The organism is Methylacidiphilum kamchatkense Kam1 (genome assembly GCF_007475525.1).
Taxonomy (GTDB): domain Bacteria; phylum Verrucomicrobiota; class Verrucomicrobiia; order Methylacidiphilales; family Methylacidiphilaceae; genus Methylacidiphilum; species Methylacidiphilum kamchatkense.
The window spans coordinates 1,343,848-1,370,458 of sequence record NZ_CP037899.1; the positions used below are offsets into that span (position 1 = coordinate 1,343,848).

The window sequence follows — 26,611 nt, forward strand, 5'->3', positions numbered from 1 at the left end:
CTTCATTGTTTCACTTACATGTATTTTTTTGCACCATCCGGAATATCATTCCGATAATAACACATATTAAGATGGTTATTATCGTTATTATCATAATTTTGTATTTTATCCATGATAATACATTTTCCCTATCTACTATAAATGGAAATACAAAATTAACATTTTTATCTTCTAATAAGATCCCATATTGGTTAAGTTTTGTTAGTATTCCTTGATCACAGAATATATTTATTTTTGATATATATGATCCTGGCTTAAGATAAACACGTTTCCATATTACCCCGTTTACAGGAACTTCAGACCATGAATATAGATATTTTTCAGGTTCATTTTTATAGGTAATATATATGTTTATCTTATGATCATTTAAAATATTGCCGATTCCAACTATATCGTATACCAGTGAAACCATACCACTGTGTGGGATTTTGTTGCAATAAGCATTCATTAAACATCCACGATTATATGGTATTGGATATTCTGGATAGATCGTAAAATGAGCCGCAAAGTAATTATTCACCACAAATCCACACTTATCTATCGTTTCACCATTCGATATAGTATATTTACATATAACAAGATACATAATTATGATTACAGATATATATCTATCTATATAATTATGTTTCATTGAAATATGTATTATTGAAAGACTGGAATGACAAACTGATCTGCTATAGCGATGATATTTCTATTCCCTGCTGCATCTCCAAAAAAGATGAGCCCACCAAACCTACTGGAGGATTCTTTATAAATAGTAGAGAGTCTTTCTACTTCCCAAGCTGCTCCTTGAGCTTTTACATGTAGTAGTTTTGTTTCACCAGGCAGAATGGGTTCATTAGGAGTAATTTGCAACTCTCCGCCATTGACTTCTGGAGAATCAGCTGGCCACTGATTGTCAGGAGCAGCCGGATTCAAAAAGGCAACATTCGCTGTTTGAAACCGTCGCAAATATACTTTTTCATTTCCTTTATTGGTTACAGTTAAATCAAAATCGAGGCTTCGTTGCTGAACATAATAGGTTGCTTTACTGACTTTTGCTTCAACAAAGGTTGGTCCCTGTGGCAAAGGGTCAATTCTTACAAAGGTTTTTTGGAGGGGTATAACAATTGGAAACTGCTTGGAGGTAAGAAAAGCCCCACCAAATACGAGTACGATCACAATGGCCAAGAATAAAAATCCAAACCTTTGATCTTGCTTGGTAACCAATTCGTCCTCTTTTTCCAAGTAGGCAAGCCCTAGTCTTGGAGCTGTTGGTTTAAGAATAAGCCAATAATAGAGCCAACCAATTCCTAACAATACCCAAAGGATGGACCAACCAAAGGCCCGACTTAATCCATAGTTTTCTAGATTAATGGTTTGTCCGGTCAAGGTTTGGACTGTATTTGTAAATGGAGCAGAGGAAGGATCAATCGTTACTTTGATAGAAGGCCCTACAATGGGTCCAATATCTTTAATATTCATTGTAACACCCACAGGCCAAGTACCCGGTCTGCGTGCGGTCAACACTTCTTTAAAGTCATAAGTGTCTCCAAGCTTCACGATCATGCTTGAAAACACAGGCTGGCCATTAACGATAGTTTCCTTGCGGGCCAGCCTTGGACCGGGTTCAAAGAAATTGATATAGCCAATACCAGAAAAACCAAGCTCATGCGGCCATATAGGCAAAATCATGACTTTTCCAGTGACTACAAGATCATCGCCTACTTTCAAATGATTGGAAGAGAAGCGAACATCGTAAAATTGGGCGGTCCGCATCCTCAGAATTGCTTCCTGAGCCCTTTCCCCTATTCCAGAGCCATAAAGGTGAGAAGAAGCAATAATTGCGATTATTACAGTACATGCTAATATTAGCGTGATGATGGAGTGATTTTTTATTTTCATGGCAATTTTTCCCCTTTAGCGTTTGTTATTGAATGCTCTGATATTTAGATCTTCTTTACCCAACGGTTTCTGGTGCACTGATCTCCAATCCACCAAAATATTGCATATATAAAGATACCAACAACACCACTGAAGAATATGGCCGGGCCTAAGGCTCCCCCTTCAAAAGTACGAAGCGTACCACTTTCAATCATTCTTAAATACTCTGGTATAGCAGAGCGGACATAGGAAAATCCGATATAATCGGCTATACTCAAGGTTTGGCCTAAGGCTTCTATGGGTTGATGAAATGGAGCAATCATGACCCAGTTCGCTGGGTAAAAGGTTAAAGCAAAAGCATAGGCACCGAAAAGATAAGTCAAGAGGAGCTTTCTAGATAAAAGTAAAACACAATCCGCAGCAATAGCACATGGAATGACAGTCTCTGGAAACAATTCATTCATTGGATAACTGAACCATCCCCACCAATTGACATATCTTTCAAACCACTGCCAGAGATTGATTCCTACCGCACATAAAGTCATTCCTACGGGTAGTCTAGCTTTAATCCAACAAGCTGCTTGTACGCTGACTAACATCAACATATAGGATATGACTCCTAAAATTGGAAAATAACGACGATCTTTCCAATCTATCCAGAAGCTCCAGTCTCCTTCTAATAATGACTGAGAAGCGAATGTCCCTACTGTCACAGTCATTCCTATGATGACCCATGCTACAAATTGAATTCTTTTCCCTACTTCTAAACCTTCTTTTTGAAGTTCTGGGGAAGTCTTTATCGTCTGTGTTTGCATTTTTCTCCTTTTTAGTATTGTGGAAGGGAGAGTACTCTCCCTTATTACTCTCCCTTCCCATTTATAGTTGGTGACCAGGAAATTAATGTTTTAAAATTACATTCCAGGGAGTGTATGCACTGGATTAGTGGCTTCCTCAGGATTTTCCATAGCCTCTGCAGCTGACATGCATTTTTCACCAAAATAGGTTGCTTTTAGAACTGCAGCTATCCTTGGAAACATGTCAAATCCATTGCCTAAGAACCAAACAGCAGCCCATGCAAAAGGCACAAAGGTCCAGTGCAACGGAGCGGCAAACCATTCTTCTAAAATCCAAGCACTATGCCCCCATTCGTTTTCTCCAATTAATGGAATAAACATTATCGGCCAAGCTACTTCCATAACTAAGGGCAGCAACCATTTTTTGCCCATTACCGGAAGTCTTGTTCTGGTTAACATCAATCCAGCTACTCCAAAGTTAATAAAAATAGGCCAACTAAGATAAAAATTGAAGATATGACTAGGAGTAAACTCTGTGTCCCTAATCATGGATGAATGCCATACTCCATCCTGTTCAACAAAGAAGACCGCCCATACTAAACACCACGCATACACCCCAAGGGTGATTAGCCAGTTCGAGTACCAGCGTTTTAATTCCTCTCCTGGACTTAGCTGTTCCAAATGACGATCTCTATAGACAAACCAGATCCAACCCCATGTCAGTCCCCAAATTATAACATTCATTATTGTTATACCCCAGAAAAGATTCATCCAATAAGTCTGGAAGTCTTGTGAGGTATAATCAATTCCTTTCGTGATCGCAAATGCTCTCTGATAGAGCATGCAAGCTCCATAGAAGAGCGATATCAATATACAATATAGATAGAATCTCCAGTTATTAAAATATTCCTTTCTAGGCACCAGCTCAGCAACGGATGATACATCCATTGCTCCAACTGTTGCTACTCGTTCATTAGCCATACACTATCCTCCTTTTTTTGTTTTTCTGGTTTTTGCGTATGAACGCTTCTGCATAATTTTCGAGCATAAGGTATGCCAATTTTAACATTTTTTTTGCCTTTCGGATTAGCCATCTACTTTTCTTTGAAAAATAAAGGATGAATATTTTCTATTACTGTTGCATATAGCTACATTTCTCATTGCTAAATGCATCATCTGCATCATTTCATTTCTACTGGTCTTTTTCTTTCATCCTGTATTTTTCAGATGGCACATTTTTTGCTCTAAATCTGACTAAAAAGAAGGAGGATTAATGGTTCATCGTTTTTTACATGTCAGATATCGTGTTTCGAATTTGGAAAAAGCACTCTTTTATTTTGTCAATTTTCTCGGTCTTAAAGAAGTCGGACGGATTACTTCTCCAAGAGGCTCCAAATTGGTTTTTTTACAAGCTCCAGAAAATGGCACCCTGCTTGAACTCTGTGAGTATCCTGATAGTGGGAAAGTCGTCGTACCTCCAGACCTAACGCATCTGGCTTTTTCTGTTAATGATCTTGAAGAGGCTCGCATCAAATGCAGCAAAATGGGATGGCCATTTACTGATGAAATCCAGAAAGCTGAAAACGGACAGTATTTTACATTCATTGATGCCCCGGATGGCTATGAAATTGAACTGATCCAAGAAGAAAAGAAAAAAGAATGAACTGTTGATTCGATCGATGGCAAGCTTCAATTATGAAAATTTCTAGAAGAAAATTCTTCTTTTATTTTTTTGGTACCCTCTTTTTTGTCGATAAAAAACACCAATTACTGAGCTCAAGTTGTTGTTCCGTAAATCATTCATTTTTTGGAACCTCCAAGCTAATTGAAAATAATGTTCAGAATAACTTTCTTAGTGATCTTCAGCAAAAAAACCTTCATAAGTTTATAGCCATTGTTGTGCCTCATCAAGGTGAGGTCTATGAAAAGGCAAGGACCATCTCATATAATCACCTCCTTGAAAGTTGGTCTACCAACAAGAATTCCAATAAACAACACAAGCTAGAAGCCTACTTAGATTTGCTGCAGAAATACTCTCAAGAATTAACTAAAAAAGACTTCTACCTTCTTTCGTTGCCTGAAGGAACTAACATAGTCAAAAGAACAGAAGACCAAAAGATATTTCAGGACCTTCTCAATCAAATTCTCTCTACCTTCTATAATGATAAAGAGGTATGGACAGCTATTGGTTATCCTGGCCCCTCAATGAATGAGAATGGGAAGTATCTTGGAGGGTATGTAAACAAAGGATTCGATCAACTCGATTGGTAGCATAAAAACTCTTAAAAATTTAAAAATAAGATATAAGTTATGGCCACGACACTTTCTAATGAAACGGTTGATGTATGCGTCATAGGGACAGGAGCCGGAGGAGGAAATCTAATCCGGGAGCTTTGTCTTCAAGGAGTTAAAGTTGTAGCGCTAGAGGCAGGTCCACGGCTCGTTCCTGAAAAGGATTTTGAAAACGATGAATGGGCCATGTTCTTAAAGACAGCATGGCTTGATCCAAGAGAAACGCAAGGAGAAGATATCACCGGTCTTGCAGCTTGGACATGTAAAACAGTTGGAGGAACGACTCTTCACTGGGCAGGAGCGGCCTTACGCATTCAACCATGGGAATTTAAAGTAAAGTCTCTATATGGAGAAATTCCGAAAGCTAATCTAGCTGACTGGCCAATCAGCTATGAAGATCTCTTACCCTACTATGAAAAAGCTGAAAAGGCTCTTGGGGTTTCTGGCCGAGTCATGCCTTTTCAACCAGGAAATACCAATTTTCTGGTCATGAAAAGAGGGGCTGAAAAACTTGGGATCCAGGCAACACCAGGCTTTATGGCTATCAATAGTATTCCTTTTGATGGACGGCCTCCCTGTGATCAATGTGGTTTTTGTTTTCAAGGATGTACGATTAAAGCAAAATGGAATGTTCTCTATGAAGCCATTCCCAAAGCAGAGCAAACAGGTAATTTAGATTTGAGGCCACAATGCCAAGCAATTCGTATTGAAACAGATTCTAGGAAAAAAGCAACAAGCGTCATTTATGCAGACAGCCAAGGAAAACTTCATCAACTCAAAGCAAAAGTTATCTGTGTTGCCTGCAATAGTATTGAAACGGCCAGGCTATTATTAAATTCAGAATCTTCTAAATTTCCTCATGGATTAGCTAATGGCAGTGGAATGGTTGGGAAAAATTATATGCGCCACTTAACTGCCTCTTCTTATGCCCTATTTCCAAAACCCGTACATGCCTATAAGGGCATAACTATGATGGGACTTATAGATAATTTTGCCAAAAACGAGCCAAAGAGAGGCTTTGTGGGTGGATTTCATCTTGAAACAATTATGCTCGGACCGGCCTTTTTATCGATTTTTCTTAGACCTGGCCCCAATACCTCCACTTCACAAGCAAGAGCCTTATGGGGCGAGCCACTGAAGAACTTGATGGAGAACTACACCCATATTGCTGGCATGTGGATTGTGGGAGAAGATCTTCCTCAACTGACCAATGGAGTTAGTTTACACAAAGAAAAAAAAGATCGATTCGGAATGCCGATTCCTGTTATTACCTTTAATGATCATCCTAATGATAAACGGATGCGCGAATATGCCTGGAAAAGGGCAAGAGAAATTTATGAGGCTGCAGGGGCCATAGAAGTTTACGATACTCCCCCTTATCCAGCAACTCATAACTTAGGAACCTGCCGGATGGGAAATAATCCGGAAACCTCTGTGACAAATTCTTATGGTCAATGCCATGAAGTAAAAAATCTTTTCATATCTGACGGGAGCCTATTTCCTACAGGAGCTTGTGAAAACCCCACGTTGACGATATCCGCATTGGCTATTCGACAAGCCGAATACATTATAAGGGAAATGAAAGCATTGAGGCTTTAAGAATCGCTCGATGTGCTTTTTATTATGATTTATGACTAGTCTAAACGTTCCCAACGAAGTTCTTAGGAGCTTGATCGATCATTTTCCTGAAAGCTCCCTTTTAATTTCCAAAGAAGATCTTATCCCTTATAGCTTCGATGCTACAGCCACTTTTTATCATGCTCCGCTTGCTGTCTTATTTCCTTCTTCTATTGAGGATATTCTCTGGGTTCTGAAATGGGCCAAATCAAACCATGCTTGCATCCTTCCTCGAGGATCTGGAACAAGCTTAAGTGGGGCCGCTGTGCCTCAAAAAAACTCCATTGTTCTTTCTATGACCAAATGGAATAAAATTTTAGAAACAGATCCTGATAACTTGACCCTTTTGGTCGAACCTGGAATTACCACTCAAGTTGTACAAGAGGAAGCCGCTAAGTATTCTCTTTTTTACCCGCCCGATCCCGGCTCCTATAAAATTTCGACCATAGGTGGCAATGTGGGACATAATTCTGGGGGGATCCGAGGATTAAAATATGGCGTAACAAGGAATTACGTCTTAGGAATGGAGGTGGTATTACCAAATGGCCAGGTGGTATGGTTAGGGAACAAATGCGTAAAAGATTCTGCAGGCTATTCCTTAAAGGATCTTTTTATAGGCTCTGAAGGAACGCTTGGCATTGTTACTAAAGTATTGCTTCGGCTTATTCCAAAGCCACAAGAAAGGCAGGTGATACTAGCTTCTTTTCCTACCCTTGAAGCAGCATCTGAAGCTACATCAGCAATCATAAAAGCAGCCTTAATCCCTAGTGCTCTAGAGTTTCTTGATCAAAAGACCATTGAGTGCATCGAAGCCTATTCGCCAGCAGGTTTTCCCAAAGAAAGCCAAGCCGTATTGCTCATTGAATCGGATGGCCACCCTCAAGCAGTCCGTGATGAAATCACTCGGATCAATCAAGTTCTTAAACAATACGGTCCATTAGAAATCAAAATCGCTGAGGATCCTAAACAACAAGAGCAATTGTGGAGTGCAAGAAAAGTTGCCTTCTCAGCTCTCGCAAGAAAAGCACCTACGGTTCTTTTAGAAGATGTTACTGTTCCAAGAAGTTCGCTTGTCCAAATGATTCGTAAAATTCAGCAAATCTCAAAAACCTATGCCGTCGAAATTGCGGTCTATGCACATATGGGAGATGGAAACCTGCACCCAGTTTTTTTAGGGGATGAAAGCAATAAGGATTTAATGGAGAAAGTCTTTAGGGCAATGAAAGAAATTTTCCTTTATGCCATAAAACTGGGAGGAACCATTACTGGAGAACATGGAGTGGGACTAGCTAAAAAAGAATTTCTAGCTTATCAATATAAAAGCGAAGAATTTCAATTGCTTAAAAGCATAAAAAAAATCCTAGATCCTGAGAATCTTTTAAATCCTGGGAAAATCTTTGACTGATTCAATAATGAGCCCATTAAACTCCAAAAACTCACTTCAATTAATGGATCCTGCAGTTATTCAAAAATGCATTCATTGTGGAATGTGCCTTCCTAGTTGTCCTACCTACCAAGAAACCAAAATAGAACGCAATAGTCCTAGGGGTAGGATTTCCCTCATGAGAGCTATTGCTGAAAAAAGAATGGATCTGACCGCTTCTTTTGCTCATGAGCTCTATTTTTGCCTCGGTTGCCTAGCTTGCCAAACAGCCTGTCCAGTCGGCGTGGATTACAAGACCTTATTTGAAGCTTCCAGGCAAGACATTGAAAAGTCGAAAATCTTAAATAACCCCTTACGGCTGCTCGCAAGGACTTTCCTTATTAAATATCTCTTTCTTTCATCCTGGAGATTAAGAACCTTTGGCAGACTGCTACGAATTTATCAAAGAATGGGACTGGATAGGTTTTTTAAAAGCCTTCCATTTCTTCCAGCCAAGCTAAAAGATATGCTTGGCCAGCTTCCTTCTATTGCCCCTCACTTTTCCTATGAAATCATTTCCACAAGAGAAATTCCAATCAATACACCTGCTCGATGGAAAGTAGGCCTTTTGACTGGTTGCGTCCAAGACCTTGTTTTCTCTAAAATTAACAGAGATACCGCTGATGTTCTCCTATATAACGGATGTGAAGTTATATGTCCTCCTGAGCAAGGTTGTTGTGGTTCTCTCCATGCACACAATGGTGAGTTGGAAACAGCAGAACGGCTAGCTAAAAAACTCCTAGCCGCTTTTCCCATAGAAGAATTGGATGCAATTATAACGAATTCTGCTGGTTGTGGATCTCATCTCAAACATTTCTCAGATCTCTTTCCCCCGGGAACTTTCTGGAGACAAAAGGCTGAAGTATGGGATAAAAAAGTCTATGATATCCATGAATGGCTAATAAAGATAGGATTTTCTCCTCCTCAGGCATTTCCCTGTACCAGCCAATCTCACACAGTAATTACTTATCATGATGCCTGCCATCTATGCCATGGGCAAAAGATTAAAAATGAGCCTAGAGCCATACTCCGTTCTCTGCCATGTATTCAATTTATAGAACTTGAGGAGGCCGATCACTGTTGCGGGAGTGCTGGGATCTATAACATCTTACAACCAGAAATGGCTCATAAGCTTTTGAATAAAAAAGTAGAAAAAATAAAGAAAACAAACGCCTCAGTAGTTTGCACAGCCAATCCTGGCTGCCTACTCTTTATAGAAAAGGGATTGAAAAAACATCATTTAAACATCCAAACGATCCATCCTATCTCCCTTCTTGCACAATACTATAGGATGAAAGAGAGAGATGGAGGATCCATTGAAAAGAAAGAAGCCAATCTGGCTGGACTCATTCATTAAATAAAATAGTGCTTGATCATGGCAAGCATAGGGGCTTCCGAGAATTTTCTCTGTACTATTCCAGAAGGGTGCTTCTTGATCCTCTTTTTTCTATCCGACTAGGTTGGACTCCTATCGCCTTCTTTCAATGCCCAGCTAGCCAAGTAATGAGAGAATGATCCTTAGAAGCGATGGGAGCTTTTCGCTACAGCCCAAAGCAAACCTATCTGTAGTTTCAAAGAGAGCACCAGAAGAGGGTTTTTTAACGCAGAGATATTCCAAACAGCTTAGTCTAAAACAGCTAGCGCAAAGGAAAAGAAAGAGAAACAGCCGATTTTCCAATGCCCTTTTGGATCCTTATGAATGGAACTTTTTAAGGTTTCTATAGAGAGTACTCCGGTGTACCCCTAATAGTTTTGCAGCCCTACTTGCATTTCCTCCAGTTTTTTCCAATGCAGAAAAAAATAGCTCTTTTTTATATTTTTTGAAATGGAGAGGAGTTGCCTCACCAGAGGAGTTCGTCCCGTTAAGAACCTGTTTGTCTAGCAATTGTCCTTCTTCATTTTCCTTTCTAGCATTGTGTAGAATGGAAAGAAGGTCTGCCGGCTTAATCACTTTGCTTTGAAGGTTTTTAGCAATAAGCCTAAAAGCCACATTTTTCAACTCCCTTACATTTCCAGGCCAGGAATAATTGTAAAGGATCGGTAAAATCTCATCCCAATCAATCGAGGGATAAAATTTCAATTTCGCAGAGATCTGTTCAATAAAATAAATGAAGAGCAATTCTATATCCTTATCTCTTTCTCGTAATGGAGGAAGATGAATTGGAAAAATGTTTAACCTATAAAAAAGATCTTGTCTAAATGCTCCCTGCGTGCTTAACAGCTTGAGATCCTTATTGGTTGCTGCAATAACCCTAACATCAACGGGAATTGGACTTTTTGCTCCTATGGGAAAAATTTCAAACTCTTCAAGGACTCTAAGCAGAGTCCCTTGAATTTCGAGTGGAAGTTCACCAATTTCATCTAAGAAAATAGAACCATTATTAGCTAAAAGAAATTTCCCTTTTCTCCCTTCTTTCGAAGAACCAGTAAAAGTTCCACCTTCAAATCCAAAGAGTTCACTTACCACTAGTTCCTTCGGAATGGCAGCACAATTGATTGCTAAAAAGGTTTCTTTTGCTCTTCGGCTATTTTGATGGATAAACTTAGCAAATATTTCTTTTCCGGTACCCGTTTCACCTAACAGGAGAACAGGCAAATCATTTTGAGCGGCAATTTTTGCTTCTTCCATTGCAGCTACAAAAGCGGGGGATTTGCCAATAATCAAATCAGGCGAATGTGATACAGTCGTTTCAGAGGAAGATTTTTGAGATTTAAATAAAAAACAAGAAAAATTCAACGATTCTGAACCTGCTGGAGCCGAAACATAACTATTAGAAAGTTCTATGATATAACCAATAATTCTGTTCTCACGGACAATGGGTTCGATCAAAGCGGGAACGACCATCTTTCCCAGAACAATATCTGATTCAAAAACCTGAGGCTGATCAATAGAAATTCTAGGTCTATTCCTTATAGAGACAAAATCCATTTTTGTGGCCTGAAACTCTGCCAGAATTTCTTTTGGACAATGTAAAATCGTTCCTAAAGAATCAATCAATAAAAAGGGAAAAGTACTATAAAAGCCCTTCTTTTCTACAAATTTGTTATAAAGATAAACCCTATCCGTATAAAGAATGGCGGTCAGTTTGGTTTCTATAAGAGAGCTATTGGTTATGGCTATACTGATTGGGATAGGCTTGTGTGCGATGTCCCCAATCATCGTTAAAGCCATAAATAGATCTTTGGATTCAGGTTTGTGAATGATTGCAGAGGTGCACCAAATGTCATGAAGAGAAGCGCAATAATGTTCTGGACCTATAACTGAAATAGGCTTTTTTTCTTCAATTGCTGCCCCAATGGCTGAACATCCACAATATTTTTCACTCCAATTAGCTCCAATCACTAGCTTATAAAAATTCGCTTTTTCTAATAATCTTTCTGGTCCATCGACAAAGGTGACCACTCCTTCAGAATTGACAATGGCTATGAGACAATCAAAATCAAGCGCTTGCATTCGCAGCAAGGGAAATAAAGGCTGGAGAAAAGAAAAAGAATCTAACTCTAAGTTAAGTTTCTCTTCTTTTGAAGAAAGAAGCACTGGAGAGTGTTTTTCTCTATCAATACCATATTTTTTGCATCTTTCCCAACTTTTCAAAATTTCATCTCTAACCCTAGGGTGAGTTGCATTACCCAAGGTAAATCTCTCCCATTCCTGAATAATGTCCGTCATATGTCGGTATAAAAACCAATATTTTTATTTTATGGTTCTAATAAATAATTTAATAATACATAGTCAAATTTTATTTTTTCCAATAAACAAATATTTTTAATTGATTTTTATAAAGATCAATGCCCTTCCATTGATTTAGCAAAACATGACATTGAGTATTCTCTGCACTCTCTCTCATCGTTCTTCAAGATCTCTACAGCTAAACAACAAAATCATTTTTGTGACTTTTGATATCTTCCTCTTGCTCATTTTGTTCCAGTAGTGCCTAAATCTGTTAAAATTAAAAGATAATAACATCCATATTAGCACAATGAACAAAAAATTAGCTAAAAATCGAGCAATAGAGACCAGTCCAAACTCTTTTCAACAAGAGCCATTTTATCTTATAGACCTTCTTATAATTTTAAAGACTAAAAGAAACTACAATAGCCCCAAATTGGGGGGAGGGCATGATCTCTTTTAGTAGACGCAGTTTCTCTAAGCAGGATGATTGAGCTTTTTTAGGTTATCTTCACCAAGCCAAAGATTCATTTAGGATGGTGGAGCCTAGGGGATTCGAACCCCTGACCTCCTCAATGCCATTGAGGCGCTCTACCAACTGAGCTAAGACCCCACGTATTCAAGCAAAATAGCTTCTTTTTTGTAATAAAAAGAGAAAAAACAAAGAGAGTCAAGGCTATGTGCCCAATTCAACTATTTTTTCTTTATGGGAGCGCCAATTTATTTTCTTCGAGCATTCTACTGCCTTCTAAAAGAAGGGCTTCGGTCATTTCCCATCCAATACAGGGATCTGTAATGGAAACTCCATATTTTAACTGGGATAGATCGGCTGGAATCTTTTGATTCCCCTCATAAAGATAACTCTCGAGCATCGCACCAATAATGTTCAGGTTTCCTTTAATCCTCTGTTCCAGTATGCTATACCACACTGTCTTTTGTATATTGTGTTGTTTTCCGCAGTTGGCATGACTGCAATCAATCATAAGCCTAGGAGGAAGACCAGCTTCTTTTAGCCGACGAACCGCATCTTCGATACTCTCAGGATCATAATTCGTCCGTGTCCTCCCTCCCCGAAGAATGACATGCCCCCATCTATTCCCAGTTGTCCGGATGATACTGGTCATTCCTTGTTCATCAATTCCAAGAAAACTATGTGGATACATGGCAGCACCTAGAGCATCCAATGCAATCTGCAAAGAACCATCCGTCCCGTTCTTAAAACCCACCGGCATCGAAAGGCCGCTAGCCATTTCTCTATGATATTGCGATTCAATGGTTCTAGCTCCAATAGCTGCCCAACAGACCAAATCAGAAATATATTGGGGTGTGGTGGAATCTAAAAATTCAGTTGCCGTGGGAATACCCATCCCAACAATTTCTAGCAATATAGTACGCGCAATTTTCAAGCCTTTTTCGATATCACAGGACCCATCCAATTCAGGATCATTTATTAATCCCTTCCATCCTACTGTGGTCCGAGGTTTTTCAAAATAAGTCCGCATGACAATAAAGAGTTCTTTTTCTACTTCTTTTCTTATTTCTTTTAACTTTTTTGCATATTCGATTGCTCCCTTAGGATCATGAATGGAACAAGGTCCAACGACAACTAAAAAACGGTTATCTTCACCAGCTAAAATAGCTTGTATAATTTCTCGGGCTTCGATCACCGTTTGATAAGTTTTATCCGTGATCGGTAGGAGTCTTTGCAGTTCAGCAGGTGAAATCAGTCTTTCTACCTGTTTGACATGAACATTAATAATCGGAATCATAATAGAATTTTATATTCTATTCGGAATCAGATCAAAAATCAACTAAAGTTCTAGCCAGGATGCGGAGAAAATGCTCGTTCTGTCATCAATTTCATCCAGATTCTCCGATGGGGAGCTGGGAGAGGTAAAAAGGAGATTTTCTCTTTTTTAATCCACTCTCCCTGCCAAAGATTAGGTTGGAAGAGCTGTTCTTGCTTCCAGGCTGCTTCGCACACCTCAAGGAAAATCTTATATCTAGAGAGGAAGGCAGGCAAAGAAAAAAGAATGGTTTTTTGTTCCATAGCAAAAGGATCGAAATTTGGAAATACCCACATGCCTCGGTACCTCCCTGTCTTGGAGTCTGCTTGATGTAACCAGATAGAATCTTCTTTTCTAAGAATCGCTATCTTTTCTTTTCTTACTTCGATTCTTTTTTTTGGCTTAAAAGGCAGCTGCTCGGGCTGCTCCGCTTGACAGATTTCTTTCAAAGGACAAATCATACATTTTGGAGCAAGAGCTTTGCATACTGCCCGACCAAAATCCATTAGTGCCGAATTGAAAAGAGAAAAATCACTATCTTCTGAAAGGAGATTCATAGCCATTCTAGAAAGCTCCTTTAACGCCCTTACTTTGTTAACTGGCTGATGAATCGATAGAAGTCTAACCAAAACACGGATGCCGTTAGCATCAAGGGCTACCGTTTTTTTTCCGAAGGCAAGGCTGGCAATCGCATTGGCCGTATAGAGCCCTATACCGGGTAATTTTAAAAGTTCTGTAGGTTCCGAGGGCAATATTCCTTGCTTTTCATAGAAAACAATTTTGGCTATCTTATGGAGATTTCTTGCCCTTGCATAATACCCCAACCCTTCCCATGCCTTTAGAACCTCTCCTTCAGAAGCATTGGCAAGCCTTTCCCAATTTTCAAATCTTTCCATCCATTTTAAATAGTAAGGAATAACAGTCTTTACTTGAGTTTGTTGTAACATAAATTCAGAAACGACGATCGCATAAGGCTCTTGGGTTTGCCGCCATGGATAGGAATAAGCATTCTCTCCATGCCATTCAAAAAGTCTTCTGGGAAAAGTTTCTCTGAATTTTGCGTCGATTCTTTCTAGACAAAAAGCTATATTATTACCATTTTCCATGACTCCTTCTTCTTTTACATTCACCCTGAGCGATAAACAAATTGAAAAACTTAAAGCATTCTTAGATCAAAAAGGCTTTGAGTTCTCAACCATGGATCATGGGCTATTTAGAGCCAAATCAAAAGGGGTAGTGGTACAAGCCTATAAAACGGGTAAGGTGCTCGTACAGGGTAAAGAAGCCCTGGAATTTTCCCGCAACGTGATAGAACCTGAAATTCTCCAACAAGCTACTATTGGCTATGAGTTCCTGGTCCATCCTGAATATTTCGAAGCGCATGTTGGAATTGATGAATGCGGCAAAGGAGATCTATTTGGACCTCTGGTCATTGCCGCTGTTTTTGTTGAGCCACAAACCGCAAAGGACTTCCTCGAAATGGGGATCAAAGACAGCAAACGGATTTCAAGCATCAAACGGCTAAACCAATTTGCTTTAGAAATAAAGAAAAGAACCAAATATGCCCTCTTAACGCTGCCCCCTTTACGATATAATGAACTATACGAAAAAAAATTTAAAAATCTTAATTTGCTTTTAGCTTGGGCACATGCTTGGGTTTACAAAAAACTCTCCTTGGAACTCAACGATTCCCCAAAAGTACTCTGTGATAGGTTTGCCCAACCATGGGTCCTTCAACAATCTTTTAAAAGGATTGGAGCCGATCAATTACTAGAACAGAAAACCAAAGCCGAATCGGATCCAGCAGTGGCTGCAGCTTCCATCCTTGCAAGACTGACTTTTGTAGAGGAGTTGGCAAAATTAAGCCAAGTTATCGGCTTGCCATTACCCAAAGGAGCTTCTTCAAAAGCAGCACAGCTTGCTAAAGACATATTGTTGCGTTGTGGTAAAGATACCCTTCAGAAAGTCGCTAAAATACATTTCAAAACCATCCAACAAATTTTGGCCAATTGTGCCCTATAAGAAACTGAAAAACATTTCTTACTAAGTTGTTAAACCCAACCAATAGAGATGAACGAACTGGTAAAGGAAGCCCATATTGGAGCCAAACGGGCACGACTACTCGAAAAACTTGGGATTGTTTCTAAAAAAACCCTTCTTCTTTATTTGCCTTTTCGGTATGAGAACCGCAAGGAGCAAAAATCTTTATTCGAAGTGACGGAAAACGAAGCTCTACTATTTAAAGGAATCATCAGAACTGTCCAAAAAGGCCAACTTAAGGCCAGAACAACTGTGAAGACTACCCTTCTTTCTTTGAGCGATCAAAGAGAACAACTGGTTTGCATTTGGTTTTGGAAAAGCTTACCACAGTACCTTTCAGTAGGCCAAAAACTTGCTGTTTATGGAACAGTGCGGCTATACAAAGGAAAATGGACAATGTGGCAGCCGGAAGTCGAACCTTTTGAAGAGGAAAAAGAGCTTTTAGCTTCTCTGCACTTATGTCGAATTGTTCCCATCTATTCGACAACCTCTGGTCTTTCCCAAAAAGTCTTAAGAGAGATCATCCAAGCGCAGCTACAAAAAATTAATCCTGAATCTGCCGATCCCTATCCATTACCTGAGGAACTTAAACTTCCTACCCTTTCCTTCGCCATTCACAAAGTGCATTTTCCCGACTTTCTTGATCAAACTCAACAATGCAGGGAACGAATCGCCTATCACGAATTTTTCGTTGAGCAGTTTCGAATGGCCTACAGGAAATTTGTAAGATCAAAAATTAAAATCCAACGGCCGCCTAAGCGTCTGTCCCTTTGTCGTGGTTTTTTAGCTTCCCTCCCTTTTGTTCCAACTTCGGCTCAACAAAAAGCCATCTCTGAAATCGAAAAAGATTTAGAAGCTCCCACACCCATGAATAGGCTTCTTATGGGCGATGTGGGTTCAGGGAAAACCCTTGTAGCCATTTACGCTGCCTTAAAAACAGTCGAAAGAGGACAAGATGTTTTGTTTATGTCTCCTACCGGAGCCTTGGCTAGTCAGCATTTTCTGACCTTAAAAAATTGGCTACACTCCATGTCTATTCCCATTTATTATGTAGGGAAGGAATCCAGACAAAAGACTGATTTAGAGTCTTCCTATAAAGAAGATCTTTTCCAATTTGAAAAAGACCGTTCGTTGGGTTCTCTTCCAGGTAAAGTCTTTGTGGGAACTCACGCCTTACTCTTTCGCTCTTTCGATCCACAATCTCTTGGTTTAATCATCATCGATGAGCAGCATAAATTTGGAGTCGAACAGCGCACGAGCCTTGCCAAAAAAGGAATCTATCCTGACATATTGACGATGACAGCAACTCCTATTCCCAGAACACTGGCCTTATCGCTCTATGGCGATTTAGACTTTTCTATTCTCGATGTCCTTCCTTCTAACCGGGGAAAGATCGTAACCAAAATTCGCTCTTCAGATGCCCTTCCTAAAATATGGGAATTTATTAGAGGGTTGCTACGACAAGGCGCTCAAGCCTATGTAGTCTATCCTACTATCCATGAATCAAAGGAATATGTAGGAGAGTCCTTGGAAAAAGGATTTGAAGAACTCAAAAAAGTCTTTTCTGACTTTCCCCTTGGAATGGTCCATGGAGAAATGGATCCTTCGGAACGGGAGCCAGTTTTTGAGTCATTTAGAAAGAATAAAATTGCACTGCTAGCAGCCACCTCGATCATTGAAGTGGGCATTGACGTTCCCAATGCACGAATCATGCTAGTGATGGGTGCTGATCGATTTGGTCTGGCTCAGCTCCATCAGATACGTGGAAGGATTGGTCGGGGTCCAGCTGTTTCCTATTGTATTCTCATTGCCGATAACCCAACTCCAGAAAGTAGGAAGAGACTTAAAATTTTAGAATACTCCAGAGACGGATTCGAAATTGCCAAAGAAGACATGAAGATTCGAGGCATGGGGGAGTTTTTTGGATCCCTTCAAAGTGGAAAAAGCAGTTACCTCACTGCCGATCCCATCGTTCAAGAAAACCTGCTTCTGCTTGCAAGGCAACAAGCTCTAAAAATACTTTCAGAAGACCCTGATCTTTTAATCAACATCAAACTTCGTAAATATATAAACGAAGAAAATCTCGATCTGCTAGAATCATAAAATTCGTTATCAATGCCCTAATATCTGCTATACCATAAAAAAATTCTCAGTATATATTATTTTGAAGTTATTTACTTTCAGAGAAACCAAACCATATTATGACTTTCATGCCAAAGGAAACAAAAAAGGGAGAATTTCTTCTTACCCTTTCTGGTTTTTTGATTGCAGGGCTTGTTGGTCTATTAATAGGTCTGTCCGCTTTTTTAATTTTTAAACCTACTTCTTCGAGCTCCCAAAAATCAGCTCCGCCTACCACCGTTGAAGTTCCAGTGGCTAGAGCTTTACCCGTTCATCCGAAAGAAATTGGAGTCTTTCGCAATAATCTCCTTGAGACCATTAACGAGGAATACGTTCGGATTATAGGACAAGCCTTACCTGCTGTGGTTAATATTTTTTCTGCACGGCCTGTCGAAGGTTCTGCGGATTTGGAGGATGGAAATCAAAAAGAGACCAAACAAAAACGAAAAACTTGGAAAAAACCCCCCATGGATGAAGAAACATCTCTTGGCTCAGGCATTATTCTGAGCGATGATGGGAACATTCTAACCAACGCCCACTTAGTGAAAAACGCTAGAGAAATCAGAGTACAACTTTTCGATGGTCGTCGCTACGAAGCCAAGCTTTTGGGAATCGATTCTCCAACAGATGTAGCAGTACTAAAAATATCTGCCCAGCATCTTTCAGTACTCAATTGGGGGGATTCGGATGCCCTACAAGTTGGAGAGCAAGTTTTTGCTGTGGGTAATCCTTTTGGCCTGACAGGCTCTGTAAGCCGTGGTATCGTCAGTGCCAAAGGAAGGAACCCTACCCTTTCTTCTACAAGCTACGAAGACTTTATCCAAACAGATGCCGCTATTAATCCAGGCAATTCTGGGGGAGCTTTAATTAATGTCCGGGGAGAGCTCGTTGGAATTAACACCGCGATCTATTCTGGAAACGGGGGTTCTAATGGCATCGGATTTGCCATTCCAAGTAAGCTTGCAAAGTTCGCCTATGCCAGTCTCTTGACCAAAGGCAAAGTGATTCGTGGCTTTCTTGGAGTAGAAACACAGGAAGTAGACGAAGACTTACAGCAAATCTTTGGCTTGCCTACCTCTGAAGGGGCTTTGATTACGAAAGTCGAACCTCATTCCCCCGCTTCTAAAGCTGGCCTACAACGAGGTGACATCATCGTCAAGTACAATGAGCTGCCTGTTAAGGATCCTGCCGAGCTGAGAATTTCTGTCTCTCAATCCCAGCAGGCAGCAAAATTCCTATCGTTTTTTACCGAGATGGGCAAAAACATCAGATCTATGTGGAAATTACCGAACAGCCAGAAAATATTGCCAGTGGCGCTAACGATGAATCTGGAGGCAATCCGTCCTGGAAAGTGACTGTCACTGGAGATCTTCAAAATGTTTTTGGTGGCCTTCATGTAGTCGATCTAGATCCAACATTAAGATCGCGCTTATCTCTGAGTCCAAAAGCTACTGGCATCTATCTGGTTGATGTAGAAGGAGGCTATCCGGCCTTTGATCTGCTTTATCCAGGAGACGTTATTGAAGAAATTAGAAGGCCTGGAAGCGCCCCAATTAAGATCCATTCGGTTGCTGAATTCCTGCAGCTGATCAATCAGATTCCAGCAACGGAAAGCGTGGCCGTTTTCCTCCAGAGAGGAAATAACCAGATGTTTGTGTTGCTCAAGCCTTAGAAAAAAAATAGATTGAGAAAAGAAATCCCACTTTACAATTTTGTTTAAAGAGAAAAAGATTGTTTATCATCCAATATTGAGCAAAATTATGAACATGCCGTACTGGTCCAACGAACAGAGCGGCGAGCCCCTCTTCTGGGTGAAAAACAGGCCGGTGTATGTCACCGGTGTTCTGATTCTTGCTCATTGTGTCTGTTTTATTATTGGGGTATTCGCTGCAGCTTTAGATTTTTCCTCTTGGTTTGTGGAACTTTCTTTCAATACGCGCGCTGTACTCCTCCATACCAAGCTCTGGCAACTGTTAACTTACCCCTGGGTTCATACCCCTTCTCTGGCATTCGCCCTTGACATGCTGGTTCTCTACTGGTTTGGCCATGATGTTGAACATGTCCTAGGAAGACTTAAATATTTGCTTCTTTATTTTTCGCTTATTTTCTTGCCTGCTGTCTTTTCTTTAGGCCTTTCAGCTATTGATCCAACAATCCGTGGAGTTATGAATGGGTCAGATCTCATTCATTTTTCCTTATTCATTGCCTACACCTGTTTATTCCCCTCCTCAGAGCTTTTTCTTGGCATCAAGGCAAAATGGGTGGCTATTATTTTCCTTGCTCTTTTCTCGTTGATCGATATCGCTTCTAAGTCTTGGATCCATCTCTTCTGGTGTTGGAGTTCAGTGGCGATTGCCACTTATTCGATACTTGGAAGAAAAATCTTTCAGTATTTACCCTCTTTCAAAATAGGAATGGCCAAACGAAAGACACAAAAACCGAAGGCCCCAGAGTCTTCTTCTATCTATAATAAGAAAAAAACAGAGGAAGATGAAACAATAGATGCCATTCTGGATAAAATTGCTAAAAGCGGTATAGGCAGTTTAACGAAATCCGAACGTGCTGCTTTAGAAAGAGCTCGTATAGCTTTGTTGAAAAAAGACCAAAAAAAGTAAGTGGTAGCCACAGAAACTAGGATAGAAAAAGCCCCAACGGATCCCTAGAGAACGTCATTAAATTTTGGCGTACTGACAAGCTTTTCACCCATTTCGCTCCGGAGCCGAATAGTTTTGTAGTTAAGGTTGTGATAAGTCTCTATTTTTCTTATGGTTCTATTCTTAGCTCTCATTAAAAGGGAAGTCGTAATGGCATACTTATCTGTAAACCGAACGCCTGGAATTCCTGGGCAATCCGTAATAGCCGTAGCACAAAAAATAATGTTGCCTCCCTTAGCTAAATCATCAGTATAGAAAATCTGGTTGAGACGGTCTTCCCAACCCTGCTCGATTAAAAATTGCCTTTCTGTTTCATCTTTTGGCCATACCATAATCTGGATTTCTCCTCCCAGGCATTTGATTGCTGCTGCTGCTAGGACTGCTTCGGGCGCTCCTCCAATTCCAATGTACACATCAATGCCTCCTGATGGCAACGAAGGCAACATTGCAGCCGTCACATCCCCATCGCTAATAAGCCGAAGGGCACAGCCCATAGACCGTATTTCTTTGATTAATCGTTCATGTCGAGGCCTATCCAACACACATACAACCAGATCAGTCAATCTTTTTCTCAGCCCTCTAGCAATGATAGGAAGTAGTTCATCCACAGGGCTTGTGAGTTTCAGACAATCAACCCCTAAGGACCGAATATAATTTTTGACTTGTGGCCCATAAGCCAATTTCATGACATAAAAACAGGGGATATCCAAGAGCGCGCACTCTACTCCTGGTTCAGGGGAAGCAGCAGCAATAACAGACAGAGAGCTTCCGCTACCCTTAGCAACATTGGTGGTTCCATCAATTGGATCGACGGCTATATCATATAACGGAGCATTTTCAGTCCATCGGCCAAGTTTTTCTCCTTTAAATATTCCTGGAGCCTTGTCTTTGATCCCTTCGCCAATGACAACTTCTCCGCGGATATCCATGAGATCAAACATACCTCGAATCGCATCAGAAGCGGCCGCATCCGCTTTTTCTTTTTCTCCACGGCCTAGCCACCGGTAAACAGTTAAAGCAGCTCCTTCTGTTGCTCGTACAAAATCGAATTGAATGATGCGTTCTATATCCGGATAATTTTCTACTTGGTAACGTTCCATGGTTTTCATAGCCTAAATAAAGGAGGCGTTCGGGTTTTTTTTAAAAAGATTCAAAACAATAAATGAAATTTATAAACAATAATAATACTAAAAAATATTAAATGGAGAAAGAAATAAAACAATATAACAATCGGACCGGCGAGATTTGAACTCGCGACCTCTTGCACCCCAAGCAAGCGCGCTACCAGGCTGCGCCACGGCCCGCTTTTTATTATTTTTCAAACAAGAACAAGAACAATGAGTAACAAATCCAATTTATAAACGAAATGTCAATTATAATTTAACGGTTCTTTTATGATCAGAAATACCTCAGTTCAACGGATAGCGATCTTTGGTGGAAGCTTTGATCCTATCCATCATGGTCATTTGATTAGCGCTATGGATTGCCTTGAACAAATGGCTCTGGAGAAGATCATCTTCATGCCTTGTGCTCGTTCCCCATTCAAAAAAACCAATCCTATCGCTTCCGCTCAAGATCGACTAGAAATGATCCGGCTTGCCATCAAACCTTTCAAAAAGTTTGAACTATCTTCCTTTGAATTGCAAAGCCCTGCTCCCTCTTATTCTATCCATACGGCAAAGGCATTCCAAAAGCTCTTTCAACAGATTGAGCTATTCTGGATTATTGGTTCGGATCAAGTCCAAGGACTTCCAAAATGGAAAGAGTTTGCTGAGCTCATCAAAATCGTTAAATTTATTGTAGTTCCAAGGGCTGGTTTTCCATTCGAAAAAAAGAGTTATCTTAGGATCTTGCCAACAAGTAGATATATTGATATATCTTCTAGTGAAATTCGTGAAAGAGTGAAAAAAAATCTTCCTGTAATTCATCTTTTACCAAGTGCGGTTTTCCGTTATATTAAAAAACATTCGATCTATCTACCAAATAAAACCGATAATGAACAAAAGGCCTGATAGATTGTATTGTTTCTATTCTCAGCAATTTCATTTTTCTTTTTGTCATAAAAGAGCATTGTCTCATGAGTCAAAGAAAAGCCATTAGGAAAAAAAAGGCAGTTCTGGATATTGTTTTAAACAAAATTGACCCCTTTCCACCTACCTCTTCTCATGCCACTTTAGAAAGGGACAATCTAAGGCTGGCTCAAAGATGTAAAACGATTATTCTAGAAAAAAAGGGGCTCGATCCTCTCATTTTAGATCTACGGCAGATCTCTTCTTTTGTCGACTTTTTTGTCGTCTGCACAGCAACTTCTGAACCTCACTTAAAAGCGCTGGCTTTTGAACTGGAGAAAAAAATCCGAGAAGAATTTCGTCTTGAACCCATCCATATCGAAGGCTCTCCCAAAAGCCACTGGATCATCATCGATTACGGCCCACTCCTTATCCATGTTTTTACTGAAAAAGAAAGAGCCTTTTATGAACTCGAAAAACTTTGGGGAGATGCCCCCGTGTTATAATTTGTTCCTATAAAATAATCTGTGCCCTACTCTGATCCCCAACACCGTTCCGCTAAAAAATTTCAGACCGCTTTTTCCATTCTCATTCTCTTGCTTTGCCTCGGTACTATTGGCTACATGGTGATTGAAAAAATATCTCTTCTTGATTCCATTTACATGACCGTTATTACCTTAAGTACGGTGGGATACAAAGAAGTCGTCCCCCTTTCTGCAGAGGGAAAAATATTTACCATTTTTCTCATTATCTGCGGAGTGAGTTTGGCTGGCTACTCAGCTTCGAGTGCTTTAGCTTATTTTTCCTCCGGAGAATGGAAAGAAAATGCCGAAAGAAAACGGAGAACAAAGATGATTCAAAAATTAAAGAACCATTTTATCGTGTGTGGCTATGGAAGAACCGGCAGATATGTCGTCGAAGAGCTTAAATCGGAAGGACAAAGCTATGTGATTATCGATACCGATCCAGAAAAAATTGCTCATTTAACCGCTTCTGGAGAGCTAGCAATCCTCGGGAGCGGCTCCGATGAGGAAATCTTATGCGAAGCAAAAATAAAGGAGGCCGCCGGACTAGCGGCGACTACTTCTATTGACAAGGAAAATATTTTGATTGTATTGACAGCGAGATTTCTCAATCCTTCTTTGCAAATTGTTTCAAGAGCCTCTTCGAAGAACTTTGAAGATAAATTGATAAAAGCAGGAGCAAACCGAGTACTACTTCCCCAAAAAGTCTCTGCTTGGAGAATTGTGTCGATGCTGGTACGTCCTGAAGTCGCTGACTTTTTTTGCGAAGTTGCCAATGTGGAAGGTACAGAGCTTGTCGTTGAACAAATCTTGGTTGATAAGCGCTCTTCCCTTGTCGGTCAAACTCTCGCTCAGTCTCAAATTCGAAACAATTTGAATGTCACCATTCTTGCATGCAAACTGCCCGATGGAACCTGGACCCACTCCGTAGGTGGGAAAACCGTGCTTTGTCCAGGAATGACCCTTATTGCCTTGGGGAGCCGAGAAAACCTTCACAAACTTCTAAAAATAGCAAATCCACAATAATTCCTGAACCAGTGACAGGAAGCATTGCCATTCCCCCAGTCTGAAGGCCAAAGACACCTAAGGCGCTCAGGCATGGTATTGAGCCATTCCTGAGTCTTTTCGGTGAGTTCCTACTGTTGACGAACTGACTGCATCGCTCACTTCTTAGACAACCAGTCGATGCCATGTCGATACCAACCGCCCCACCATTAGGAATAGACTGCTCGACCTTGCACTCGGTCTGGATGAAGACCAACCACTTCCTGCAAGACTGGCTCACCGTGCCGAGTGTTGACCAGCTGTTCGCTAACGCTGCCATTCTCTGGCCTGGAAAGAAAGAAGCGGCTGCTTGCCTGCTTCATCTGCTTCTTATGCCCAACGATCTTATCGCTAGCTTTGAGGAGCATGGCTGCAACCTCTATACTGCAGGATTCTTTTCCAGAAAAAAACCCATTCTTTTAAGAGATCAATAGAGGTTTGCCGTGGCATCTATGAGGTTTGCCGCCAATCTGCGCAATTACAATACTTTGGAAATTCTTTTACAATTTCTTCATTTGCATGATAATAAAAAATGTAAAAAAAATAATTTGCTAAATTTTCTTGTGCTTTTTTCTTTTGAACGGTATCCCCTTCAAAGACTTTTTTTAAACAAAAGAAGATAAAAGGGTAGCCTTAAAGAAGAGCTTTTTTACGAACAAGCCTATGAAAGTTGCTGTAGTTACAGGGGCTGCAGGGTTTCTAGGAAGCCATTTAGTCGACAAGTTGCTAAGCCAGGATTATAGAGTCATCGGGATCGACAATCTGATTACTGGGAACCTTGCCAATTTAGAACACTTAAAGCACGAACCAAGATTCGACTTGATCATTCAAGATGTAACCGAATATATCAATATACCTGGAACAATCGATATCATTTTTCATTTCGCCTCCCCTGCCAGTCCGATCGATTATCTTGAATTGCCAATACAAACCTTAAAAGCTGGTTCCATAGGCACCTATCGTACTCTTGGAATGGCTAAAGTTAAAAACTGTTCTTTTTGTCTTGCTTCTACTTCTGAATGCTACGGGGATCCACTTGTCCATCCTCAATCCGAAGACTATTGGGGAAATGTCAATCCTATTGGACCTAGAGGAGTATATGACGAAGCCAAAAGGTTTGCTGAAGCCTTGACCATGGCCTATCATCGGGTCCACAAAATCCCAACCTATATTGTTAGAATTTTTAACACTTTTGGACCTCGTATGAGATTAAGAGATGGGAGAGTGGTGCCCGCTTTTATATCTCAAGCTTTGGAAGGAAAACCTTTAACGGTTTTCGGCAACGGCTCACAAACACGCAGTTTCTGTTATGTTTCCGATCTAATTGATGGGGTTTTGGCTCTTGCCCATTCAGACTATCATGAACCCATCAATTTGGGGAACCCAAAAGAAATGACTATCCTAGAATTTGCAAAGACCATTTGCAGACTAGCCGGAGTGCCCGAAAAGATAGTTTTCGAACCTCTTCCAGTAGATGATCCAAAACAACGCAGGCCAGATATTACAAGAGCGATCCGATATTTGGGTTGGAAACCTATGGTCGATGTCGAAGAAGGGTTAAAATTAACAATCCAATGGTTCAGAGAAAAGTTAAAAAAATAAGTGATCTTTTGTTCTTTTTCTAGACTTTTCATGAATTCAATAGAAAATTTTTTTCTATGTTATGGCTTGGCATAGAGTCTTCTTGTGACGAGACTGCGCTTGCGCTGATCAGAATGACTAATGGCAAAGTCCAGATTGTCGACGATCAGTGTATCAGTCAAGCCCTTCTCCACAAACCATTTGGTGGGATAGTACCAGAATTTGCCGTTAGGGAGCATTCCAAAAACCTTCCTATGCTTATGCAAGGGATGATCAAGCGTGGTAGTCTCAATCTAGAAGATGTTGAGGCCATCGCTGTAACCGAAGGACCAGGACTAATGGCCTCCTTACTCGTGGGCAATGCTTTTGCTAGGGGCCTAGCCCAAGGTCTTGGCATACCGGTTTATGGGATGAACCATTTAGAAGGTCATCTTTTTTCTCCTTTTATAGGCAGAGAAGAAAAGCTGAGATTCCCTTTTCTTGGGTTAGTGGTCAGTGGAGGACATACTATTCTGACAAAAGTGGATGGGCCAAGAAAATACGAGATGATTGGTTCCACCATTGATGATGCCGCCGGTGAAGCTTTCGATAAGGTTGGTAGACTGCTAGGTTTGGACTATCCAGGAGGACCAGAAATAGAAAAATGGGCCAAACTAGGGAACGCTGACGCTTATGCCTTCCCTTTAAGTCTCATAGAAAAAAATAATTATAATTTTAGTTTCAGCGGCCTGAAAACGGCGGTCCGATATTTTGTGGAGAAAAGAAAAGAAGAGCTATTAGAAAAAGAACAATTTTTCTTCGATGTTTGCGCCTCCTTCCAAGAAGCTATTGCTCGAGTGATTCAGGAAAAAACTATTAGTGCAGCCAAAGCCTTTGGTCTCTCCTGTATTGCCGCTTCAGGTGGTGTCCTTGCCAACCAGAGGATTAGGACTCTCCTCGAGCAAAAAGCGCTGGAGTCAGACATTGAAATCCTGATTGCAGATAAAAAGTTTTGTACAGATAATGCGGTTATGATTGCCTTTGTTGCCGCCTTATTTTATCTTTTGGGTCTGCCAATTACAAAAAGTATGGAAGTAAATCCAAACCTATCGTTGATTAATTTCAAAAGGGAACTAAATGGAAACAGTTTCTGAAAGGACAAAATAATATTAAATTAGCAGTAAAACATAAAACTTTTTAAAGAAAAAACCAA

Annotated in this window: 24 protein-coding genes and 2 tRNA genes; 16 read left to right on the plus strand and 10 right to left on the minus strand. The window is 40.3% G+C overall.

Annotation, left to right across the window (positions count from 1 at the left end; all coding sequences use genetic code 11):
* Positions 1–10 precede the first annotated feature (10 nt).
* The 4 genes from kam1_RS06330 to kam1_RS06345 form a co-directional block, all read right to left on the minus strand.
* Positions 11–523 (minus strand): hypothetical protein, encoded by a 513-nt coding sequence (locus kam1_RS06330; protein ID WP_172616759.1) that lies wholly within the window; start codon positions 521–523, stop codon positions 11–13.
* Positions 524–642: 119 nt separating this feature from the next.
* A complete protein-coding gene (amoB, locus tag kam1_RS06335) occupies positions 643–1,884 on the minus strand; it encodes a bacterial ammonia monooxygenase, subunit AmoB (protein ID WP_039720686.1) in 1,242 nt (413 codons plus the stop codon).
* 44 nt (positions 1,885–1,928) lie between these two features.
* Positions 1,929–2,678, minus strand: a complete 750-nt coding sequence (locus kam1_RS06340) for a methane monooxygenase/ammonia monooxygenase subunit A (protein ID WP_039720685.1) — start codon at positions 2,676–2,678, stop codon at positions 1,929–1,931.
* 96 nt (positions 2,679–2,774) lie between these two features.
* Entirely contained in the window at positions 2,775–3,638 is an 864-nt protein-coding gene (locus kam1_RS06345; RefSeq protein WP_039720684.1) for a methane monooxygenase/ammonia monooxygenase subunit C, read from the minus strand.
* 292 nt (positions 3,639–3,930) lie between these two features.
* Between kam1_RS06345 and kam1_RS06350 the strand changes: the two genes are divergently transcribed.
* From kam1_RS06350 to kam1_RS06370, 5 genes are all read left to right on the plus strand, one after another.
* The gene (locus kam1_RS06350) at positions 3,931–4,320 is read left to right on the plus strand and encodes a VOC family protein (RefSeq protein ID WP_039720683.1); all 390 of its coding nucleotides are present in this window, start codon (positions 3,931–3,933) and stop codon (positions 4,318–4,320) included.
* A 32-nt stretch (positions 4,321–4,352) separates the two neighbouring features.
* Positions 4,353–4,928 carry a hypothetical protein gene (locus tag kam1_RS06355; RefSeq protein ID WP_039720682.1) on the plus strand — a complete coding sequence of 192 codons (576 nt, stop codon included), beginning with the start codon at positions 4,353–4,355 and terminating at the stop codon, positions 4,926–4,928.
* 39 nt (positions 4,929–4,967) lie between these two features.
* Positions 4,968–6,548, plus strand: coding sequence for a GMC family oxidoreductase (locus tag kam1_RS06360; protein ID WP_039720681.1), 1,581 nt, complete (start codon positions 4,968–4,970; stop codon positions 6,546–6,548).
* Between the two features lie 70 nt (positions 6,549–6,618).
* The gene (locus kam1_RS06365; RefSeq protein WP_244945992.1) at positions 6,619–7,971 is read left to right on the plus strand and encodes an FAD-binding oxidoreductase; all 1,353 of its coding nucleotides are present in this window, start codon (positions 6,619–6,621) and stop codon (positions 7,969–7,971) included.
* Between the two features lie 43 nt (positions 7,972–8,014).
* Positions 8,015–9,346, plus strand: a complete 1,332-nt coding sequence (locus tag kam1_RS06370) for a (Fe-S)-binding protein (protein ID WP_052250393.1) — start codon at positions 8,015–8,017, stop codon at positions 9,344–9,346.
* A gap of 336 nt (positions 9,347–9,682) precedes the next feature.
* Here the strand turns inward: kam1_RS06370 and kam1_RS06375 are convergent, their stop codons facing one another.
* From kam1_RS06375 to kam1_RS06390, 4 genes are all read right to left on the minus strand, one after another.
* A complete protein-coding gene (locus kam1_RS06375) occupies positions 9,683–11,659 on the minus strand; it encodes a sigma-54-dependent Fis family transcriptional regulator (RefSeq protein WP_039720678.1) in 1,977 nt (658 codons plus the stop codon).
* A 537-nt stretch (positions 11,660–12,196) separates the two neighbouring features.
* Positions 12,197–12,272, minus strand: a tRNA-Ala gene (locus kam1_RS06380).
* 91 nt (positions 12,273–12,363) lie between these two features.
* Positions 12,364–13,428: a 3-deoxy-7-phosphoheptulonate synthase gene (locus kam1_RS06385; RefSeq protein ID WP_039720677.1), complete on the minus strand. Its 1,065-nt coding sequence runs from the start codon at positions 13,426–13,428 to the stop codon at positions 12,364–12,366.
* Positions 13,429–13,478: 50 nt separating this feature from the next.
* Positions 13,479–14,552 (minus strand): A/G-specific adenine glycosylase, encoded by a 1,074-nt coding sequence (locus tag kam1_RS06390; RefSeq protein ID WP_039720676.1) that lies wholly within the window; start codon positions 14,550–14,552, stop codon positions 13,479–13,481.
* On the opposite strand from kam1_RS06390, the gene rnhC reads away from it, so the two are divergent.
* The 5 genes from rnhC to kam1_RS06410 all read left to right on the plus strand — a co-directional run bounded on the left by rnhC (position 14,551) and on the right by kam1_RS06410 (position 20,222).
* The gene (rnhC, locus tag kam1_RS06395; protein WP_052250392.1) at positions 14,551–15,468 is read left to right on the plus strand and encodes a ribonuclease HIII; all 918 of its coding nucleotides are present in this window, start codon (positions 14,551–14,553) and stop codon (positions 15,466–15,468) included. The two genes, kam1_RS06390 and rnhC, sit on opposite strands and share 2 nt — an antisense overlap.
* A 48-nt stretch (positions 15,469–15,516) precedes the next feature.
* Entirely contained in the window at positions 15,517–17,589 is a 2,073-nt protein-coding gene (locus kam1_RS06400) for an ATP-dependent DNA helicase RecG (RefSeq protein ID WP_052250391.1), read from the plus strand.
* Between the two features lie 98 nt (positions 17,590–17,687).
* A complete protein-coding gene (locus tag kam1_RS06405) occupies positions 17,688–18,962 on the plus strand; it encodes a S1C family serine protease (RefSeq protein WP_244945993.1) in 1,275 nt (424 codons plus the stop codon).
* Entirely contained in the window at positions 18,884–19,279 is a 396-nt protein-coding gene (locus kam1_RS10665; protein WP_244945994.1) for a Do family serine endopeptidase, read from the plus strand. Before kam1_RS06405 ends, kam1_RS10665 begins: the two co-directional genes overlap by 79 nt.
* Before the next feature lie 88 nt (positions 19,280–19,367).
* Positions 19,368–20,222, plus strand: coding sequence for a rhomboid family intramembrane serine protease (locus tag kam1_RS06410; protein ID WP_039720812.1), 855 nt, complete (start codon positions 19,368–19,370; stop codon positions 20,220–20,222).
* 44 nt (positions 20,223–20,266) lie between these two features.
* On the opposite strand, the gene glpX is transcribed toward kam1_RS06410, so the two are convergent.
* Both glpX and kam1_RS06420 read right to left on the minus strand, forming a co-directional pair.
* Positions 20,267–21,361 carry a class II fructose-bisphosphatase gene (glpX, locus tag kam1_RS06415; RefSeq protein ID WP_039720811.1) on the minus strand — a complete coding sequence of 365 codons (1,095 nt, stop codon included), beginning with the start codon at positions 21,359–21,361 and terminating at the stop codon, positions 20,267–20,269.
* A 130-nt stretch (positions 21,362–21,491) separates the two neighbouring features.
* Positions 21,492–21,565, minus strand: a tRNA-Pro gene (locus kam1_RS06420).
* A gap of 90 nt (positions 21,566–21,655) precedes the next feature.
* Between kam1_RS06420 and nadD the strand changes: the two genes are divergently transcribed.
* From nadD to tsaD, 6 genes are all read left to right on the plus strand, one after another.
* Complete coding sequence (gene nadD, locus kam1_RS06425) at positions 21,656–22,273, plus strand: nicotinate-nucleotide adenylyltransferase (RefSeq protein WP_039720674.1); 618 nt, start codon at positions 21,656–21,658, stop codon at positions 22,271–22,273.
* Between the two features lie 65 nt (positions 22,274–22,338).
* On the plus strand, positions 22,339–22,776 hold the full coding sequence (gene rsfS / locus kam1_RS06430) for a ribosome silencing factor (RefSeq protein ID WP_143958322.1): 438 nt from the start codon (positions 22,339–22,341) through the stop codon (positions 22,774–22,776).
* Positions 22,777–22,797: 21 nt separating this feature from the next.
* Positions 22,798–23,820 (plus strand): potassium channel family protein, encoded by a 1,023-nt coding sequence (locus kam1_RS06435; protein WP_039720673.1) that lies wholly within the window; start codon positions 22,798–22,800, stop codon positions 23,818–23,820.
* Positions 23,821–23,984: 164 nt separating this feature from the next.
* On the plus strand, positions 23,985–24,272 hold the full coding sequence (locus kam1_RS10145; protein ID WP_161792019.1) for a hypothetical protein: 288 nt from the start codon (positions 23,985–23,987) through the stop codon (positions 24,270–24,272).
* A gap of 229 nt (positions 24,273–24,501) precedes the next feature.
* Positions 24,502–25,440, plus strand: a complete 939-nt coding sequence (locus kam1_RS06445; protein ID WP_039720671.1) for a UDP-glucuronic acid decarboxylase family protein — start codon at positions 24,502–24,504, stop codon at positions 25,438–25,440.
* A gap of 56 nt (positions 25,441–25,496) precedes the next feature.
* Positions 25,497–26,552, plus strand: coding sequence for a tRNA (adenosine(37)-N6)-threonylcarbamoyltransferase complex transferase subunit TsaD (gene tsaD / locus kam1_RS06450; protein ID WP_039720670.1), 1,056 nt, complete (start codon positions 25,497–25,499; stop codon positions 26,550–26,552).
* Positions 26,553–26,611: the final 59 nt, after the last annotated feature.

Excerpts from the sequence above, each read along its gene's own strand:
- amoB (WP_039720686.1), bottom strand. The coding sequence starts at position 1,884 with ATGAAAATAAAAAATCACTCCATCATCACGCTAATATTAGCATGTACT.
- kam1_RS06340 (WP_039720685.1), bottom strand. The coding sequence starts at position 2,678 with ATGCAAACACAGACGATAAAGACTTCCCCAGAACTTCAAAAAGAAGGT.
- kam1_RS06345 (WP_039720684.1), bottom strand. The coding sequence starts at position 3,638 with ATGGCTAATGAACGAGTAGCAACAGTTGGAGCAATGGATGTATCATCC.
- kam1_RS06350 (WP_039720683.1), top strand. The coding sequence starts at position 3,931 with ATGGTTCATCGTTTTTTACATGTCAGATATCGTGTTTCGAATTTGGAA.
- kam1_RS06355 (WP_039720682.1), top strand. The coding sequence starts at position 4,353 with ATGAAAATTTCTAGAAGAAAATTCTTCTTTTATTTTTTTGGTACCCTC.
- kam1_RS06360 (WP_039720681.1), top strand. The coding sequence starts at position 4,968 with ATGGCCACGACACTTTCTAATGAAACGGTTGATGTATGCGTCATAGGG.
- kam1_RS06370 (WP_052250393.1), top strand. The coding sequence starts at position 8,015 with ATGGATCCTGCAGTTATTCAAAAATGCATTCATTGTGGAATGTGCCTT.
- kam1_RS06375 (WP_039720678.1), bottom strand. The coding sequence starts at position 11,659 with ATGACGGACATTATTCAGGAATGGGAGAGATTTACCTTGGGTAATGCA.
- kam1_RS06385 (WP_039720677.1), bottom strand. The coding sequence starts at position 13,428 with ATGATTCCGATTATTAATGTTCATGTCAAACAGGTAGAAAGACTGATT.
- rnhC (WP_052250392.1), top strand. The coding sequence starts at position 14,551 with ATGACTCCTTCTTCTTTTACATTCACCCTGAGCGATAAACAAATTGAA.
- kam1_RS06390 (WP_039720676.1), bottom strand. The coding sequence starts at position 14,552 with ATGGAAAATGGTAATAATATAGCTTTTTGTCTAGAAAGAATCGACGCA.
- kam1_RS06400 (WP_052250391.1), top strand. The coding sequence starts at position 15,517 with ATGAACGAACTGGTAAAGGAAGCCCATATTGGAGCCAAACGGGCACGA.
- kam1_RS06405 (WP_244945993.1), top strand. The coding sequence starts at position 17,688 with ATGACTTTCATGCCAAAGGAAACAAAAAAGGGAGAATTTCTTCTTACC.
- kam1_RS06410 (WP_039720812.1), top strand. The coding sequence starts at position 19,368 with ATGAACATGCCGTACTGGTCCAACGAACAGAGCGGCGAGCCCCTCTTC.
- glpX (WP_039720811.1), bottom strand. The coding sequence starts at position 21,361 with ATGGAACGTTACCAAGTAGAAAATTATCCGGATATAGAACGCATCATT.
- nadD (WP_039720674.1), top strand. The coding sequence starts at position 21,656 with ATGATCAGAAATACCTCAGTTCAACGGATAGCGATCTTTGGTGGAAGC.
- rsfS (WP_143958322.1), top strand. The coding sequence starts at position 22,339 with ATGAGTCAAAGAAAAGCCATTAGGAAAAAAAAGGCAGTTCTGGATATT.
- kam1_RS10145 (WP_161792019.1), top strand. The coding sequence starts at position 23,985 with ATGTCGATACCAACCGCCCCACCATTAGGAATAGACTGCTCGACCTTG.
- kam1_RS06445 (WP_039720671.1), top strand. The coding sequence starts at position 24,502 with ATGAAAGTTGCTGTAGTTACAGGGGCTGCAGGGTTTCTAGGAAGCCAT.
- tsaD (WP_039720670.1), top strand. The coding sequence starts at position 25,497 with ATGTTATGGCTTGGCATAGAGTCTTCTTGTGACGAGACTGCGCTTGCG.